The sequence below is a fragment of the Urinicoccus timonensis genome, from assembly GCF_900232945.1.
GTDB classification, from domain to species: domain Bacteria; phylum Bacillota; class Clostridia; order Tissierellales; family Peptoniphilaceae; genus Urinicoccus; species Urinicoccus timonensis.
In genome coordinates, this window is sequence record NZ_OCTU01000004.1 from 11205 (window position 1) to 28993 (window position 17789).

Below are 17789 nucleotides of genomic sequence, written 5' to 3' on the forward strand. Positions count from 1 at the left end.
GCGTGTCGGGTGCTGTTAGTTATATTGTATATTTACTTTTTATCCTTGTCAATTTCAACCTCAAGTCCAGATTTAAACACTACTTTTAAATTTTCTTCATAAATTACTATCTTATCTATAAGTTTCCTCACCAATTCTTCATCATAACTTTCTATTTCTAATTCTTGATTGTCTAAAAACTCTTCTAATTCCTTTAGCCTGCTTTGTTCATTCTTCTCTTCCGCCATTTCAAGGAGTATCTTTTCTTTTTCATTTCTTAACTCTTCCACCCTTTCTACAAGGTCTGTGTAATCTTTCTTGGCATTAGCTACTTTTAAAAGCTCTTCTTGCACTTTCAACATTTCTTTATCTATTTCTTCTATCTGGCCACTTCCATCACCTGTGATGGCTTTTTCTATATTTTCTTTTATTGTTTCTTTTAATTCACTGCTTTCAGATATAAGTTGATTGATGGCTTCTACAACTGCCTCTTGTAGGTCTTCTTCTTTTATTGTTCTTGCATGGCAGGCATCTGGTCCATGGGTTACTCTTGTACAACACCTCCAAACAGTGTATTTTTTTCCTCTGTTATTCCATGCTATTCGCCTGTAAATATCTCCGCATTTAGAACAATAGACAATACTTGAAAGGGCATATTTACTCGAATAAATTCTTCTTTTCCCTTTACCACTTACCATATTAGCTCGTCTATCAATTTCTTCTTGGACTCGCATGAAGATTTCTTTAGGTATAATGGCTTCATGGCTATTTTCTACATAATATTGAGGTGCTATTCCATCATTCTTTACTCTCTTCTTATTCAGGAAATCTACAGTGTATGTTTTTTGTAAGAGGGCATCCCCCATATATTTCTCATTAGTTAATATTTGATTGAGGTTTGATACATGCCACTTCTTATTTCCTGCTCCATTTACTATCTTATCTTTTTCAAGTCCCACCTTTATATCTCTTAGGCTTGCTCCTTCCAAGTATTCTCTGTAGATCCTTTTTACTATTTTTGCTTCTTCAGGAACGATGACAAGTTTTCCCTCTTCGTCTTTTGTATAGCCTAAAAACCTATTATGATTTACTTGGACTTGCCCTTGTTGAAATCTATATTGAAAGCCTAACTTTACGTTTTGAGATAAGGACTGACTTTCCTGTTGAGCAAGAGATGCCATAATGGTAAGGAGGACTTCTCCCTTGGCATCCATAGTGTTGATGTTTTCTTTTTCAAAGTAAACTGGGATGTTATTCTCTTTTAGTTTTCTAATATACTTTAAGCAGTCTAGTGTATTTCTAGCAAACCTCGATATGGACTTTGTAATGATGTAGTCTATGTTTCCTTCCATGGCTTCTTCAATCATTTTATTAAAGCCAGCTCTTTTCTTGGTATAAGTTCCACTGATTCCTTCATCAGAAAAAACTCCCGCAAATTCCCAATCTGGATTTTTCTTAATATAGTTTGTGTAATGGTCTATTTGAGTGTCATAAGAAGTTGCCTGTTCATCGCTGTCCGTTGATACCCTTGCATAAGCTGCCACCCTTAGTTTCTTCTTTTCTGATTCCTTGATGGAATTTCCTTTTTTCTTCTTCGCTGGTATAACTATAACCTTGCTACTCATCATCTATCACCTCGATTAAATTGTACTGGTGGCTTGCTCGTTCAAAAGGATCTAGTGGTAGAATTCCTTCCTCTTTATACCTAAACTTGCATGGAACTTTAATAATCTCTTCTTCCTTTTCCCAAACTCGTCCCATGGCCACTGCCCTTTCTTTTAACATTTGACCTGCCTTTTCAAAGCTTTCTCTATCTATTATCTTGGGATAGATATCATTTCCTAAATACTTTTTATTGGTTAGGATTCTTTTTACACTGGAACTGTTTTTCTTTAAGCCTGCAAGGTCTGCACACTTTATAAGGGCATTTCCAGCAAGATAATTTTTAAAGATTTTTCTTATATTCTCTGCTTCTTTTTCTTCAATTTCTAATCTTCCGTCTCTTATGGTATAGCCATAGCATAGTCTAGACATCTTCTTTCACTTCCTCTCTTAATACAAGTCCACACTTTAAATGAAAATCAAGAGTCTCTCTATTGACAACCTGTATGTGTGCAATGATTACTTCAAACAAGTCATCTTCAAAGTGATCTATCATTTCACTTTTTCCTAAGATTTCTATTAATTTTTCAAGTTCTCTTATTTCTTCATCATTTCCAAGGATGGCTTTTTTAATTCTTTCCTTTTCCCTGAGTAGATGACTTTCTTCACTTGAAATTTCACTGCTTTCTTTTGCGTAAATACTTGCATCTAAAACTCCCGAAGTTATAAGTTTGTTTAGAACCTCTTTTCTTTCCCTTAGTTTTTCTAAGCTTTCTTCTGTTTTATTTATCTTCGCAACTTCTTTCTTGCTGTCCACTCTCTTTAAAGATTCTAAGAGTGGCATTAGAATTCTATCTTTTCCAAAGACTAGCTTGTTTACTAAAGTTATAAAAGCCACTTTTATGTCCTTGTCTTTTATAAACTTCATGGAGCACTTGTTGATATCTATTAGGTGTTCACTGCAAGTCCAAGCTATATATTTTTCTTTGCCATTATAGTGATGTCTTCTTTTAAAGCTTGAACCACACTCGCCACACTTTATTTTCCCCGATAGGCTATATCTATTTTGATATCTTTTGGTGTTTTTCCCATTTTCTTTTGCTATAGCCCTTATCTTTATTAGGCCTTGAACTTTCTGAAAGTCCTCTCTACTTACTATGGCTTCATGGTTGTCTATTATCTTATACTGGTCTTCTTCTCCCTTATTCTTGTGTCTCTTATAATTTTCATCTGTATAAGTTTTTTGGTAGATGACATCGCCTATATATTTTTCATTTTTTAAGATTCCGTTTATAGTCGACCCATGCCATTTTGCTCCTTTTTGTCCTTTAATCTTTCTTTTATTTAAGTCTTCTGCTATTTTGTGCGTTCCCTTACCTGAAAGATACTGTTCAAATATTTCTTTTATGATTTTTCCTTCTTCTTCATTCACTACCATCTTTCCGTCTATATTCTCATAGCCATAGGGTGGGCTTGATATAATAAAAGTTCCATTTTGAAATCTTTTCTTTATGGACCATTTGTTATTTTCTGAAATAGACCTGGATTCACTTTCTGCAAGGGATGAAAGTATGGATAGCATCAACTCACTTTCCATAGTTCTTGTATCAATGTTTTCTTTTTCAAAATAGATACCAATGTTTAAATCAAGGAGTCTTCTTACGATTTCCAAACAATCTGTCGTGTTTCTTGCAAGCCTTGAGATGGATTTGGTTAGGATAAAATCTATTTTTCCGTCTTCACAGTCTTTTAGCATTTTTAGAAGACCATCTCTACATTCTTTCTTGGTTCCAGTGATGCCTTCATCAAAGTATAAACCTGCAAAAGTATATGAATTGTTCTCTGCTATCATCTTTTCGTAGTGTGCCTTTTGCGTTTTAAGACTCACAAGCTGAGCTTCCTCATCTGTCGATACTCTTGCATAAGCAGCAACTCTTAATGTAGATTCTTCTTTTTGATTCGCTTCTATTATTGTTATCTTTTTCATCCATTCAACCTCCTTTCTGCTAGTGCTATATTCCCGTACAAGTGAGTATTTATCAAGTCTTATAGTAATAATTCTGAAAGAATAGGTCTGAATTTTTTAATGTTTTCTCTCCTAATTTTTCTATATTCTTCAAGGCTAATTTCATCTAAAAGAAAGAGATCCTGGATGAACTTATCTGATAGATAGAAATTAAGCTCTGCCTTTAAATCCCTTTCTGTATATTCAGTCTTTATAATTTCTTGTCTACCTTCAAACTTTTCTACTCTCATACTCCACCTCCTATATCACAGGCAAAGAAATCAGGTCTATTTTTAACCCTAATTTTCTTTCCTCTATATTCCTTAGGACATAGAGTGTGTTTTTGAGTAATATTAAGGTCTTAATATATGCCATAAGAAATACTGAAATAGGATGGTAAAATAAAAAAAGGCTTAATGGATTTCTAATTTAAAAATCCATTAAGCCTTAATCGTTTTATTAAATTAGCTGATTTACTCTCTTCTGAACCGCTTTATAATCATATCCAGCTTGAGTTAACCTTCTTTTTCTTTCTGCTCCATTCCCCCATTTCTCACTTATAACCTCTCTTGCTAATTTGTCGATTGATTTTCTTATAATGGGATATCTTTCCTTATGAATGATTCTTACCATCTACGATCTATAGAATATTTTTTCCTACTTGGATTTCCCTCACAGCGATATATTTTATTTTCTTTTAAGTCATATATAGATGACCAAATGGTATCAAATTTCTGACTTTTATCATATTGACACATAAAACCAAACTCTCCACTTAAAAGTGATTTTATATCATCTTTGTATAATAAATCAGAGTTTGCATTTTCTATTGTCTTATATCTCTCATGAGAATGTATATCGTCTTTGATGTTGGTTTTATACTTGTTCATCTTATTAGATATAAAGTGGTTTGTTCTATATATACATCCGTCATTTATTTGTTCAAAATATCTATCGTTTGAATTCAATTCTGCAAGTAAAATTTCCCCACTTTTATCAATAACTATTATATTCTGAGATGACCCAATATCTACATTTTCTAAAAAATTTCTAGCTTGATTAACTGTTGAACACTTCTCCAAAATATATCTAATTAAAAAGCCTGCATTAAATCCTACCCCTCTAACAGTTGGGTAGACAAAAGTTAAACCACATGCCAAGCCTTTCTCATTCACTCCATCTTCCATTTGGATCATAGCTGTTGTGTTACCAATAAAAGAATAACTACTATCGATTCTATAAAAGGCACTATCAGTTAAGCTTTTTATGCTCTTGTCAAAGTCACTATTTCTAGCAAGAAATATCCCTCTTGAATTAGAAATACCTATACACGAACAAAATGCATCTTCTGTAAATACATACATAGATGATAAAAACGCAAATACTATATCAAAATCTATCTTTAATCCATCCCCAAAACCTTGTATTTCATCCAAAATCTCTGGATAAAATTTATTGTAGATTTGATATGCTTTTTTTGAATATTCTAATTTTTCTGAATTTATTAGTTTTCTAAAATTTGGTGTTTTACTATTTTTAAAAAGTAGAGTTCCATACTTAAATCCAGCTTCATAATGACTGCCTTTCCATCTTGAATGATACATTTTCCCCTCCTTAGGATAAGTATCTTCTAATAAAAATTTTTTGTCAATGATTTTAATCTTGTAAATTTCATACAATACTTTGATTTATTAATTAAAGTTTGAACACCGATATTTAAAATTAGTTAAAATGTTTCAAAATAAAAAATAGCCTGCAACAAAATCGGCACAGGCTTCTTACTCACATATTATAATAGTTGGTTTACTCTTCTCTGAATAACATAATAATCATATCCAGCATTAGTTAACCTTCTTTTTCTCTCTTCTCCATTACCCCATTTTCCACTTATAACCTCTCTTGCTAACTCATCGGTTGTCTTTCCAACTGGATATACTATCTTGCCATTTGCATCGAATACTTTTAAACCAAATCTATCGGCACATCTTTTGGCATTATCTAAATTCTTAAATGCACCTTTCTGGCTTTTTACATCAGACCAAGATTTTCTAACTCTATATAGTCCACCTGTCGGTTTACTAATAGTATTATTGCCTCTTAGTCTTTTATTTACTTCATTTGCTATATATGGAAACTTGCTGCCAAGATATGGACCAGGACAGTTAGTGCTTTTATACCATTCGTGTTTTTGAAGGACACCATCCTTACCTCCAGTGTAGGTGCAAGGATAGATTCCATTTCTTCTGCAGATGTCTGTAACTAAATCAATTAGTCTATTTAAAACATAATCAGAAACTAACCACTGAGGTCCCCTCGTAGAGTTCCCTACTTCAATTGTGACTGCTCGATTGTCACACCAAGAAGACGAGGTTGTCCAGGCTCTGTTAGATTCATCTACTCCTAAAACAATGACTCCATCTGACCCTAAATTGTAGTTAGCTGATGCTCGTCTTGACCTTGGCACAAATACTCCAGCAAGATTTCTACCATTTATAACTCCTGCCGCATGGTGGATTGCTATTTTAGTAATTTTTTGATTTCTTCTTCCACTATGGTTAGGTGAAAGAATTCTTGCTTGTACTAATGGACTATTACTCATTTATTTTTCCTCCTTGAATTGTTCTAATACTCTTTTTAATTTTTCTGGTACTGGCAAGCCTAGTGCTACAGAGTTTTCCAAAATAGAGAGCCCTTCATTTGCTATATAAAAAAAGATGATGGCTGTTCTTATCATAGTTCCATCACCTTTAATTAAATTTACATCACATAGGTTTGCTATTCCTACAACTATAAAAATCATAATCTTTTTTGCTATCCCTTTAAATCCTATGGATGAGGATAGCTTTCTTTCAACCCCTGCTCTTAAAACTCCCGTCAAATAGTCGGCTATTACAAAAGCAAGTAATGTGTAAATAAATGCATCTACACTTCCAAGATAAAATCCCAACCATCCTCCGATAGCTGTAAAACATACTTTTAGTATTTCTAAAAACTTATTCATTTTATTCCTCCTCTGTTAAGGTATATGTTATTTTCATTGTCTTATCTGCCGTTTTTAATATTGGACTTGATAGGTTATTAATTGTTCCAAGGTATGGGGTATGAAGAAATAAAAGTTTATAAAACCTCTCCTCATAACCTCCAAAACCAATGACCAATGGTCCGATTGTCTTTGGATCCATCATTAAGTTTGGTATTCCCTCACCGTTATAATCAGAAACACTGTTTACTATGACTTGGTCTTTTTTATCAATTGCAAATTCATAACCTAATATATAGTCTCCCCACTTATATAGGTAACAGTATTCTCCCCCATATTTCGAAGTCCTAACTTCTTTACCTAATTCTATAACAGAAATATCTACAGGATTATTGATATTAATTTTATAGATTTTATCCGCACTATATGAATTTATCGAATATAGGTAACCATCTTTAATACAGCTATATACACATCTATGACAGTAACTTCTATTTTTTTCATAGTAACTTCCTAATTTACCTAATCTTATTTCATTTAATGCCCACTCATCTATTTTCGTTGAGTAATCATTTTTATTTATTTTTATTCTTATTAGCTTATCTCTGTAAGTTCCAAAGCCATACCAATTTCCATCTTCTCCGTCATAAAAACAACATTCGTTCCAAGTACTCAGTTTACTAAAAAACTCTGATACATCAATTGTTATCCTTTCCTCATTTTTATATCCTTTAGTGTAAATTGGATCATTTAAACCTATACTCGTAAATGGTTCCTTAAGTTTTACTAATTCTATTGATTTGTTGTCTAAAGGCCATATTGAAACCAAGGTGTTGTTTTCAACATCTATTTCAACACATCCGTTATATGCGTCCGAGACTTCTCTGTTTTTCCATAAGCTAATTTTATTTAATAATAAGAAGGGATCTTTACCATGAGTGTCTCCATAAAAATGTTTCCCTCCTCTATAATGTGTTAATGCCAATGAAGAGATTCTTCCGTTTGCCTGTGATGTAGAAAAGTCCCAGACAAACTTGTATCCATTTTCAAGAGGGGTTGATTCATTAAGATTAGCTGAACCTCTTCTTGGTGCATCTGTTGAATTTACATCATTGGATGCATAGCCTATGATTTGATTATCAGAAGGAGCAAATATTTTATTTGGATCTTCCTCTAGTTTATCCTCAAATAAAAGGATTCCACCATAACATTTAGTTGCTATAGGAAATATTTCTTTTTCATATTGAGTAATTCTCGAATCACCCATAGGGTACATTAACCCCATAGGATTGAGTCTTAATAAATCTGGAACTGCATTCGTTATTAAGTTTTCATCTTCATATATCTCCTTCCTATTTGTCCTCACATCAGTTAGTTCAATGACTGATTTACCCTTGAGCATTTTCTTCCTCCTTATCTTTAAATTCTGTAGTAATTTCTTCTTTATATTTTCCAAGCATCAATCCTTGATATTTAAATCTTCCTACCTTTTCATTAAATATAATCGGTGTTGGTATTTGTCTTTCTACTTTGTAGTCTGCTTTAAGTTTCCTAAGCAAGAATGAATGACTAAGTTCTATTCTCTTCCAAGATTCATCAATCTTTATCTTTCCATCCCATGATGCTGTAGAACCAAGCGACTGACCAGAGATGGCTGCTAAAGCGTTATCTTTTCCAATCATAGCCTTACCTGATTCAAGCCTAATTAATACCGAGAAATTGTTCATAGTCTTTTCCTGTAGTTTAGTTAGTGGATAGAAAAGATTTAGAATGTGGTCACCACTTAGGTAAGTTTCTTTTGGAATGTGGTGTTCTATTTTCGTATCATTAAAAACATAAGTAACAATTAGCCTTGTTGGTATTTCTATGTTTTCAAGAAAGTCTAGTTCCTCTACTTCTTCTTTTTCTTCATACTTTGGAGGATCATAGGATTTTCCATCATTATTTAAAACCTCTACTTGTTTCTTGAACTTTCTGGATATCTTTCTCGTTTTTTCTTCAGTATCACAAATTATATTTAACAAGATGGAGGCATTAAAAATTGCCTCCGTTTCTTTATTGGAGGCAAATTCTATACGAATTATTGGTGTATCTGTTGTAGAAAGACTAAAGGCAGAGTAATTAGAATAGGCATGAACTACTAATTTTTCAGATTCAATCTGGTTTAACAGTCCTACTATATTCTTATCATTCTTACTTTTAGCCTTAGATAAGTATGGATTCTTTCCAACTCCTAGAATTCTGTGCTTACCATTTATCTTGTATTCAATGTCAGTAATAAGTCCTTCAATCTTTTCTTCTTCGTAAGAAATAGCTATTCTGTCTCCTACATCAAGACTTGGGTCCCCTATTGTTACCATATCAAAAGGTGTGTGATGAATTTTGCAAATTTCAGTAAGAAGAGCCTCACACATTCTTTTTCTTTTTTCTGGAAGTCCTAATTGCATTAAAGGATTTATTCCAAGGTTCATAGTTAATCCATCATCATTTTCTAAAGAGTAGTATTCAGCAATTTTAGACTTTGCATTTGTTGAGTTGATGGCTGTATATCTTGTCTTAAAATCTGATATTGATGAAGAAAATCTTTCTCTTGTTTTAATTTCAGTTGATATGCTTTCTGCATACTTCTTTAAAACCAACTTACCATCACGAGACACACCAGCAAAAGCACCAAGAGTCGATGCTATATAGTGAATAAAATCCCTATAAGTTTCTATATCATGGTCTTGATAAATTGCCAGAACTTCCTCTCCATTTACAAAAGCTTTTACCTCATCTTCTGTCATACCTAGTTCTACCTTGCACTTCTCACAAGATAATGTAAGTAATTCAAAAGCTGTACCAAAGGTATCTGTTACTGGGAAATTCTTATCAAATCTAAGCATATAATCATAGCCTTTTAGTTCTAAAATTTTCTTAGACCTATTTGCCTCAGTGACATCAAAGATTCCCATTGGTATGGTTTCTATCTTTTTGCTTTCTAATTCTTGATGGTAAAAAAGTTCTAGCTTTGAATCCTCTAAAGAATACCTATCTATATTTGAAAAAAGGCTAATTCCAAACTCTCCAGCATAAACTGTACCTATTTCAAGTTCAGAAGATCCAGAGCATGAACGATGAATGTATCCAGACCCTTTAAGAATATCTTTATTGGTAAATGGAATGATTGTTTCATCTTTTAAGATGATATTTCCCGTCCAGTAAAATTTACGAGAGTTCTTTTTTATGACTATCTTATATTCATTACTTGTTGGATACATTAGTATTCCTCCAATGAAAAAGATACTTCCCACAATCCCTTATAAGAAGTATCTTTTATTAGTTTGACTTGAAACTTGTCTATATACATTTGTGACTCTTTTAGTTCTAGTGTTTCTGTATCTAAGTATTTAACTTTAAGATTAGACTTATTAGCAAGACCACTCAATGTCTTTACAAGCTTAGGACTACATGAAAAACTTACAGATATACTCGCTACTTTATTTCTAACTATATCTCTCTGAATAGTCCCTGCCTCTGTCTCTCCTCCAGTATCTGCCTCTATATCTCTAAACTCCAAATCATAAGTATTTGGTAGTGGCAGGTCTACTCCTTCAATAATTAAATATGATTGATATTTCATTACCTACCTCCACTTCTTAAATTCTTGCGCATAGATGCATTAACAATAACTTCATCAAGGAGTGTGCCTCCAAGATAGACTGGTATAACTATATCTCCAGTATTTTCTGATTTTAAATTGATGTTTGCAAGTGCATCAGATATTTGTCTTCCTATATCAACTCCATTTACAGCAGATTCTTTATCATATCCACCCATACTAACAGTTGATATATTTGGATTTAAAACCATATCGCTTGCTACATTCTTCATAGAAGATTGAACTAATCTCCTACTCTTTTCAATTCCATTAGATAATCCTTCCATAAAGTCTGGCATCCATGATTCGTAGTCAGTAAGTGGACCAACATCTGGTACAGAGAAATGCAAGTAAGACCTAATGGTTGATGCAACATTAGATACAGCAGATATTACATTACCTATTGCATTTGAAATCCCTCTAGCAATTCCATTAATCATATCGGCTCCCCATGTGTAGGCTTGTGATGCTAGATTTCTAATAAAGTTAACTGCATTATTAAATCCATTTCTAATGCTAGATAAAATATTCGACATACTAGAAGAAATAGCTGACTTCATCGAATTAAAGGCAGATGTGACTGCTGATTTTGCAGAATTCACTGTTGATGAAATAGTAGATTTGATGCCATTCCAAATATTAGATACTAATGACCTAATTCCATTTAAAACTCCAGATATGAAGGACTTGATAGCATTCCAAACATTCATCACTATAGATTTAATAGCATTTAAAACGGTTTGAATTACTACTTTTATATTGTTCCAGGATGTGGACATAAATGTTCCAATAGCTGTAATTACAGTGGTTAAGAAACCTTTTATCCCATTCCAAATGGTCTCTGCTTTTACCTTAATAGCATCAAGAACAGTTGAAATTAAAGTCTTTATACCTTCCCAAGTAGTTTTTATAAATTCTCCAATTGCTGTAAATACTTCTGTGGTTTTAGTTGAGATAGCTGTCCATATATTGGTAAATGTAGTTTGAATTCCTGTCCATAGGCTTGTAAAAAATTCTCCCAAACTTTGCCATAGACTCTTGGCTCCCTCAATAAAGGTATTCCAAGATTCAGTTAGAAAAGTTGTTATAGCTGTCCATGTACTGTTCCATCCTTCAACAAGTCCATTCCATAGATTGGCAAAGAAGTCCATGATTCCTTTCCAAGTTGTCTTAACTCCTTCAATAAATCCAGACCAGAATTCTGATAAGAAAGTAGTAATCTCAGTCCACGATTTTGTCCAAGATTCTGATATTCCTTGCCAAAGGTTTACGAAGAATTCTTTTATTCCATTCCAAATAGCAACAGTTGATTCCTTAATAGTTTCCCATATGGAGATGACACCTTCTCTAAACCAGTCACACTTCTTCCATAAAAGAACAAGTCCAGCTATTACTGCACCAATAGCAATAGGAACAATACCTATGGTTGATACTACTGCAGTGATTGCTGGAATAAGTGTACCTGTAAAGATTCCAACTATCTTAGTTATTCCTCCAACAATTAGAGGTCCTTTAGTCATAATAGTTCCTATTGACCAGATAAGTTTTCCTACAATCATAAGTACAGGACCAAGAGCAGCTATAAAAAGACCAATACCTGCAATAATACCTTTTACTGGACCAGGAAGTGTATTAAGTCCATTTACCAGTTTTGTTAATATATCTACTACTTTTCTTACAGTAGGCATCAATAGTTCTCCAAAGGATATAGCTAATTCTTCTAAGGCAGATTGTAGAATCTTTAATTGACCTCCTAGGTTATCCTGCATAGTAGTTGCCATTTTTTCTGCTGTTCCATCTGCCTTATATATGGCATCACTCAAACTGTTATAGTCTTTCTCACTGGCATTTATAATTGCCAACATTCCAGACATGGCATTTTTACCAAATATCATCGATGCTGCCTGTGCCTGTTGAGTTCCATCTAAATTAGCAAAAGAGTCTCTAAATATTCTTAGAGTTTCATCAAGAGAAAGACCCTGTACATCCTCAATTGATAAGCCTAGCATGGACATTCCATTCATAACTTCTTTAGTTGGTGATGCGAGTCTAGTTAGTCCAGCCCTTAAAGCTGTACCTGCTTGTGAACCCTTTATTCCTGAGTTTGCCATTAAACCTATAGCTACTGCAGTATCTTCAACTGAATATCCAAGAGCGGCAGCAATAGGTGCAGCATATTTAAAGGTCTCACCCATTAATGAAACATTGGTATTGGCGTTGGATGATGCAGCTGCAAGAACATCAGCAAAGTGAGAAGAGTCTTCAGCTTTTAAACCAAAGGCCGTAAGGGCATCTGTAACAATATCTGAAGTGGTTGCTAAATCCTCACCACTTGCCGCAGCAAGATTCATAATTCCTTCAATACCACCAATCATGTCCTTACTTTTCCAGCCAGCCATGGCCATGTAATTCATAGCCTCTGCCGCTTCAGATGCTGAGAACTTTGTCTTGGCTCCCATTTCACGAGCCTTTTCCCTTAGGGCATCAAAGTCGGATCCTGTTGCACCAGACACTGCTTTTACCTTTGCCATACCAGAGTCAAAATCCGATGCAGTCTTTACTGCCGCTACCCCAAGGCCTGCTACTGCAAGAGATACTGGCATAATATTTTTACCGACATTTTCAATGTTCTGGCCAGTATTTTGCCACTTTTCTCCAGTAGCTGCAATATTTTGTAGGGTCTGATTAGTTGTTGCCCCTTGCCTTTCTAGAGATTTAAGGGCTTGTTCTGTTTCAATAATCTCACGTTTAAGGGCATCATATTGTTCTTGGGAGATCTTACCTTCTGCAAGAGCCTGTTCAACTTGTTTCTGTGCATCTTTTAAAGAGGTTAATTTGTTCTTTGTTTCTTCTAAGGTCTGTCCTAATAGCTTATGCTTTTGTGAGATAAGTTCAGTATTTCCGGGGTCAAGTTTTAGAAGTTTATTGACATCACGAAGTTCAGACTGAGTATGTTTAATCTCCGTATTAACTTGTTTTAATGCAGTTTGAAGTTTGGTAGTATCTCCACCAATCTCAACAGTTATTCCTTTTATTCTATTTGCCACTTGACCGCCTCCTTCCTAAAAATGGACATGAAAAAAGCACCTACTATTTTGTAAGTGCTTTTTGAATTTTCTTTAAACTATTTTATTTTCTGAATAATTTTGATGCAAAAGTTAGTATGTCTCTTGCTGTTTCAAAACTATTTTTCTCAGTATCATTTTGACCGTCATCCCAATGTCTTTGGAAGTCTCTATCAATACGAATACCATTCTCATCAGAATGAAAAGTATATGTATCTTCTTCATTCACACGATATGTGTCTTCCGAATCAAAGGATTTATAAGATGATCTATATGTCTTAGTCGTTCCATCAAGCTTTTCTCTATTTTTAACCAGATACTCTAAATTTTCAATTTCATGGTCCTTAAATCTACCATTACCTAAATTAACATATTCGCTTAACTTCTCTTTTCTTGACTTTTTTTCTTTCTTATCCATTACAAAGTACCTCCCTCACGAAAATTTAATTCATCGTTCCAATTTTCCTCAAGTATATCTTTTAATTTCAGTTTTAAAGATTTAGAAATCTTATACGAATTTATTTTTAACAATATAGATTCCTTAGTTTCACCTTTTTTTACTAATTCTTTAACTACTTGAACAAATATCTTTTCAAATCCATATTCAGAAATAGCTTGAGATATTAGTCCAATTAATCCTAATGTTGCTATTCCTCCTATCATACCAAAAGGGCCAATTGCGCACAGGGCTGTTGTGATTGATGCCGCTCCCACATATCCAGTTGCTCCTATAGCTAACAATAGCACTAATCCAGGAACTCCCAAAGCAACAATTTTTGAAACAATTTTATCCATGAACCTTGCTCCTATAGAAATTCAAATTTATATTTTATATATTACCCTTATTATACCATGTCTACTCAAGGTTTTAAATTAGAACTTATCAAAGTCTTCTTGTGTGGCTACTTCTTTGTACTTATATTCATCGTTATTCTTTTCTGTGAACATATCATTTACAAGTCCAATTGTTAATAGGGATAAATCAGAAACAGAAAGACCTAATTCAACAGCCCTTAATAGAAACAAGGGTGTAGTCATTGGTCGTTCTGTTTGTCTTACTTTTTTTTAGGAACTTCTTCCGATTTTATATTAAGTCCCCACAACTCAATTAGCTGAGGTAGAATTTGATAAATTGAAAAGGTTGAGAAATTATCCAACCATTCTTCTGGGCTATCTGGCACAGTTTTATCTCCATGCTTAGCCATTACATAGGCTATATTTTCAAATAACTCAAGAGAGCCTATATCAAGATTGGATTTATCTTTATCATTTTTCTTCATGGACTTTTCTAGTTCCACCAAGTCTTTAAAGATATCTCGACCAAACTTTAATCTATATATTCTTGGAATAGCTGCCGATGCACGAAATATAACATCTTTTCCATCTATTTTTATAGTTTTTGTTAATGCCATTATCTATTACCTCCTGTTGTCCTTGTTGTAGAAGATGATGTTTCTATTGGTAGATAAACTGATTTATACCAACCATCATAAATTTCCTTAGTTGTCTCATCACTTGTCCTAGCCTTTACATTTCCATTTGGAAGTGGTCTTGCTTGGATAGATAAGGTTTCTGGTTGAACTTCTCTTGATTCCTCATTAGTTTCTCCTTCGAGAGTAGGTCTTGCTGCCGAGCAGTTATACATTACGTGACGGATTTTCTTTTGGTCACCATCAAACTCAAATAGAAGTGCAAAATTTGCAGTTTCAGAATTTGAGGACTCAATTAAAACTTTATTTGAATCTGATTTTTCCATCAAAACATCAGTCCTAAAAGATTCTGGAATAAGAGCGATTTCTAAATCTCCGTCATATCCCATGTTGTTTGAAATAGTGTAGTATTCAATTCCATCAGCATAAAAGCTTTCTGGCTCTCCATTTGGATCTAGTGAAATTGAAACAGCACCAGGCATTGGTACTGGTGTCTTATATTTAATCACGCCCTCTTCGGCTTTATCAAAGAGAGCGTAGTGTACGTTACAAATATTAAATTTAACTTTATTAGCCATTATTTACCTCCGTAATTTTTAAATTAAGTGTGAATTCATATAAAACTTCATAGAGTCTTTCTGATTCAATCCAAACTTCAGATTTTTCATAATAGATTTTTTCTCTATCAAGTATCTCTTCTATCTTTTCTTCTAGTTTTAAATCTTTCTTATCAGTATAAAGTTCTAAGTCTATCTGAGTATTTTTATAGAAAACTACTCCATCTGCACCAAAGTGTTTATTCTTGGAAAATAGATAAACCATAAATGGTGGATTTGGACTTTCTCCCTCAGCAAAGTGTGAATAGGCAAATGGAAGTCCTATCTCATTAATTATTTCCATTAACTTATTCATTCTATTAACTTCCTCATTATATTTTCTTCCAATTCTCTGGCCCCTTTCTCTTCAGCTGGTCCAATGTGTGGCTTAGCAGACACTCTTCCACCCTGTCTAAGGACGTGACCTTTCTCTAGTAAATGAGCCAGTTGATATCTATTCCTTGAGTGAACTACGAGCTCTATTGAGTTTGAAGTTTCTTTCATAGTTTTTACTGACCAAGATTTAGAATATTTCTTTGTTTCTCCTACAGGTGCATTTTCTTGTATGTCTTTTCTAATATTACTACCAGTTTTTTTAACTTCCTTTTTGACTTCATCTGTTGCCATATCAGAATATTCTTCTAAGCCTTTCATAATTTCACTGGCTAAGTTTTCAATTTTTACATTCACCTACTCACCTTCCTACACCTAAACTTTATAAGTCTATTTTTGTAGTTCATAAAGTCAATTGAGATGATATTGTATTTTTCATCATCAAATAGAATTCTGTACTCTGAAGTATTAATATTCTTCAACCTATTTTGAAATCTTACAGTAAAAGAAATATCTGACCTATCTACTTCCATTCCAAGAAAAACTTCTTCTCCTTTTCCTTGAAAAGATATATAGGCTGAAGTTTCTAGATAGTATGTCCATACTGATTTATGGTTACCAATTTCATCTACCTCAACATTTTTATTTTGAAAGATTATTTTTCTATTTAAATCAGATACCCTCATTAGAATTCAGCCTTTCTCATTCCAAATAATAAAGCCCTTAGGGTTAAGTTTAATTCAGAATAATCTGCCTCTTCTCGATGTTCATAAAGATAAGCAGTCATATATAGCACTGCTATCTTTCCATTTGAATTTTTAGAAAGTTCCTCTTCACTGTCAACTCTAGCCACATCCATGGAGTGCTTGATTGATGATTGGATGAGAGATTCAATCATCTCATCCTCATCATCAAAATCCACCCTTAAATAGGACTTTGCCTCCTCAAGAGTAATCATAATTTACTCCTTAGGCAGTAGCACCGATTTTTAAAAGTTTAACTGCATCTCTTAAAACTAAGATTCCATCTACTCTCTCTTTACCTAAGAAACCAACCATGCCATTGCCTGCAAACAGTTCCTTTAAGTCTTGGAAAGACCTATTTCCTCTATCTCCAATCTTGTAATAAGAAAAATCACCAAAGGCAACTGCGAGTTTTCCTTTCTCAGCTTTTGGAGCAAAAGCTGATGTGTAGGCAGGATATCCTAAAAGTCTATCTGGTTCTCCATCTTTAATTGAAGGTTGCCAAATATATGCACCATTAACATCTTTAAGTTTTCTAATCTGAGCAACTGTTGCATCATTTAAAATGAACGCTGCTTTCTTTCTATATGGTCTATCTAGAGAGTAAACTAAATCAATTAGTTCATCTGCAGTAATTGTTTGGGCCTTTGTTGTCACACCAAGTTCTCCACCCTTTTTAGAGTCAAAAATTCCTGTAGGCTTATTTACTCCATCACCATTTAAGAAAGCATCCTCTTCAGCATTTGCTAGTGCTCTAGTAAATTCTTCAGTGATGTATTTTCCTAAATTAAAGGCTGCATCATAGAGTAGTTCTTCAGTAACCTTAATACCAACATGGAGTTTATGCGCATCAAGAGATACTTGATCGAATTTGCCATCGCCAAAGGTAAGTTGGCCACCCTCTTCAACCCATAGGGCTGCTGGCTTTGTAGCTGCAATATTGATTTTATGAAGTCCGGAAGTTTGAACTTTTGTAGCTAATTTTCTTACAATATTTTCATCTTCAAGACCATTTACGATATCTGTTTCCATTTCTTCTGGAACTAAATATCCACCACTTTCATCTGTGCCTACTTTTAATTCATTGGAAATATCTCTAAAGTTAGTTCTTAATGCCTTCATCATAGATTTCTTATAGACATTTCTTGCTCTCATTGGCTTTTCTTCTTCATTAAATGTAGCAGGTTCATTTGTTAGTGCTTGAGTAGTAGGTTTTTCTAAGGATTTATCCATTTCTTCTTCCCTCTTCTTTCTTTCAATTTCACGAGTGTAATTCTCGATAGTTTTTTCCATCTTTTCATATGTTTTAAAGTCTTCATCAGACATTAGACCATTTTCATCTTTCTTAGATTCAGCAAATGCTTTTGCCTCATCCCAAGCTCTAGTTCTCTTTTCCATTAGTTCTTTTAAGTTCAT

Annotated in this window: 22 protein-coding genes; all 22 read right to left on the reverse strand. The window is 33.7% G+C overall.

All coding sequences use genetic code 11. The features are described from left to right. Positions 1–32: 32 nt before the first annotated feature. Complete coding sequence (locus CS898_RS06705) at positions 33–1604, reverse strand: recombinase family protein (protein WP_099208569.1); 1572 nt, start codon at positions 1602–1604, stop codon at positions 33–35. Next, positions 1597–2013, reverse strand: a complete 417-nt coding sequence (locus CS898_RS06710; protein WP_019125156.1) for a recombinase family protein — start codon at positions 2011–2013, stop codon at positions 1597–1599. Before CS898_RS06710 ends, CS898_RS06705 begins: the two co-directional genes overlap by 8 nt. Continuing rightward, entirely contained in the window at positions 2006–3568 is a 1563-nt protein-coding gene (locus CS898_RS06715) for a recombinase family protein (protein WP_099208570.1), read from the reverse strand. The genes CS898_RS06710 and CS898_RS06715 overlap by 8 nt, the downstream gene beginning before the upstream one ends. 59 nt (positions 3569–3627) lie before the next feature. Then, complete coding sequence (locus CS898_RS06720; protein ID WP_077074768.1) at positions 3628–3837, reverse strand: SHOCT domain-containing protein; 210 nt, start codon at positions 3835–3837, stop codon at positions 3628–3630. Between the two features lie 208 nt (positions 3838–4045). Then, the gene (locus tag CS898_RS10180; protein ID WP_442478226.1) at positions 4046–4219 is read right to left on the reverse strand and encodes a hypothetical protein; all 174 of its coding nucleotides are present in this window, start codon (positions 4217–4219) and stop codon (positions 4046–4048) included. Further along, positions 4213–5190 carry a C45 family autoproteolytic acyltransferase/hydrolase gene (locus CS898_RS06730; RefSeq protein ID WP_099208572.1) on the reverse strand — a complete coding sequence of 326 codons (978 nt, stop codon included), beginning with the start codon at positions 5188–5190 and terminating at the stop codon, positions 4213–4215. Before CS898_RS06730 ends, CS898_RS10180 begins: the two co-directional genes overlap by 7 nt. A gap of 185 nt (positions 5191–5375) precedes the next feature. Continuing rightward, entirely contained in the window at positions 5376–6185 is an 810-nt protein-coding gene (locus CS898_RS06735) for an N-acetylmuramoyl-L-alanine amidase (RefSeq protein ID WP_065735308.1), read from the reverse strand. Beyond that, complete coding sequence (locus CS898_RS06740) at positions 6186–6587, reverse strand: phage holin family protein (protein WP_019125117.1); 402 nt, start codon at positions 6585–6587, stop codon at positions 6186–6188. 1 nt (position 6588) lies between these two features. After that, entirely contained in the window at positions 6589–7968 is a 1380-nt protein-coding gene (locus CS898_RS06745) for a hypothetical protein (RefSeq protein WP_099208574.1), read from the reverse strand. After that, positions 7955–9826 (reverse strand): hypothetical protein, encoded by a 1872-nt coding sequence (locus CS898_RS06750; protein WP_099208576.1) that lies wholly within the window; start codon positions 9824–9826, stop codon positions 7955–7957. The genes CS898_RS06745 and CS898_RS06750 overlap by 14 nt, the downstream gene beginning before the upstream one ends. Beyond that, on the reverse strand, positions 9826–10188 hold the full coding sequence (locus CS898_RS06755) for a hypothetical protein (RefSeq protein WP_099208578.1): 363 nt from the start codon (positions 10186–10188) through the stop codon (positions 9826–9828). Before CS898_RS06755 ends, CS898_RS06750 begins: the two co-directional genes overlap by 1 nt. Beyond that, positions 10188–13253 (reverse strand): phage tail tape measure protein, encoded by a 3066-nt coding sequence (locus CS898_RS06760; RefSeq protein WP_099208579.1) that lies wholly within the window; start codon positions 13251–13253, stop codon positions 10188–10190. Before CS898_RS06760 ends, CS898_RS06755 begins: the two co-directional genes overlap by 1 nt. 82 nt (positions 13254–13335) lie before the next feature. Next, entirely contained in the window at positions 13336–13689 is a 354-nt protein-coding gene (locus CS898_RS06765; RefSeq protein WP_060802125.1) for a hypothetical protein, read from the reverse strand. Continuing rightward, on the reverse strand, positions 13689–14066 hold the full coding sequence (locus CS898_RS06770; RefSeq protein ID WP_060802124.1) for a hypothetical protein: 378 nt from the start codon (positions 14064–14066) through the stop codon (positions 13689–13691). Before CS898_RS06770 ends, CS898_RS06765 begins: the two co-directional genes overlap by 1 nt. Positions 14067–14144: 78 nt before the next feature. After that, positions 14145–14309, reverse strand: coding sequence for a hypothetical protein (locus CS898_RS09900; protein WP_002834868.1), 165 nt, complete (start codon positions 14307–14309; stop codon positions 14145–14147). A 17-nt stretch (positions 14310–14326) separates the two neighbouring features. Beyond that, the gene (locus tag CS898_RS06775; RefSeq protein ID WP_099208581.1) at positions 14327–14683 is read right to left on the reverse strand and encodes a hypothetical protein; all 357 of its coding nucleotides are present in this window, start codon (positions 14681–14683) and stop codon (positions 14327–14329) included. Further along, on the reverse strand, positions 14683–15279 hold the full coding sequence (locus CS898_RS06780) for a major tail protein (RefSeq protein WP_099208582.1): 597 nt from the start codon (positions 15277–15279) through the stop codon (positions 14683–14685). Before CS898_RS06780 ends, CS898_RS06775 begins: the two co-directional genes overlap by 1 nt. After that, a complete protein-coding gene (locus CS898_RS06785) occupies positions 15272–15613 on the reverse strand; it encodes a hypothetical protein (protein ID WP_099208584.1) in 342 nt (113 codons plus the stop codon). The genes CS898_RS06780 and CS898_RS06785 overlap by 8 nt, the downstream gene beginning before the upstream one ends. After that, a complete protein-coding gene (locus CS898_RS06790) occupies positions 15610–15987 on the reverse strand; it encodes an HK97 gp10 family phage protein (RefSeq protein ID WP_099208585.1) in 378 nt (125 codons plus the stop codon). The genes CS898_RS06785 and CS898_RS06790 overlap by 4 nt, the downstream gene beginning before the upstream one ends. Beyond that, entirely contained in the window at positions 15984–16316 is a 333-nt protein-coding gene (locus CS898_RS06795) for a phage head closure protein (RefSeq protein WP_099208587.1), read from the reverse strand. Before CS898_RS06795 ends, CS898_RS06790 begins: the two co-directional genes overlap by 4 nt. Next, the gene (locus CS898_RS06800) at positions 16316–16588 is read right to left on the reverse strand and encodes a head-tail connector protein (RefSeq protein ID WP_099208588.1); all 273 of its coding nucleotides are present in this window, start codon (positions 16586–16588) and stop codon (positions 16316–16318) included. The genes CS898_RS06795 and CS898_RS06800 overlap by 1 nt, the downstream gene beginning before the upstream one ends. 10 nt (positions 16589–16598) lie before the next feature. Continuing rightward, positions 16599–17789, reverse strand: coding sequence for a phage major capsid protein (locus tag CS898_RS06805; protein WP_099208590.1), 1191 nt, complete (start codon positions 17787–17789; stop codon positions 16599–16601).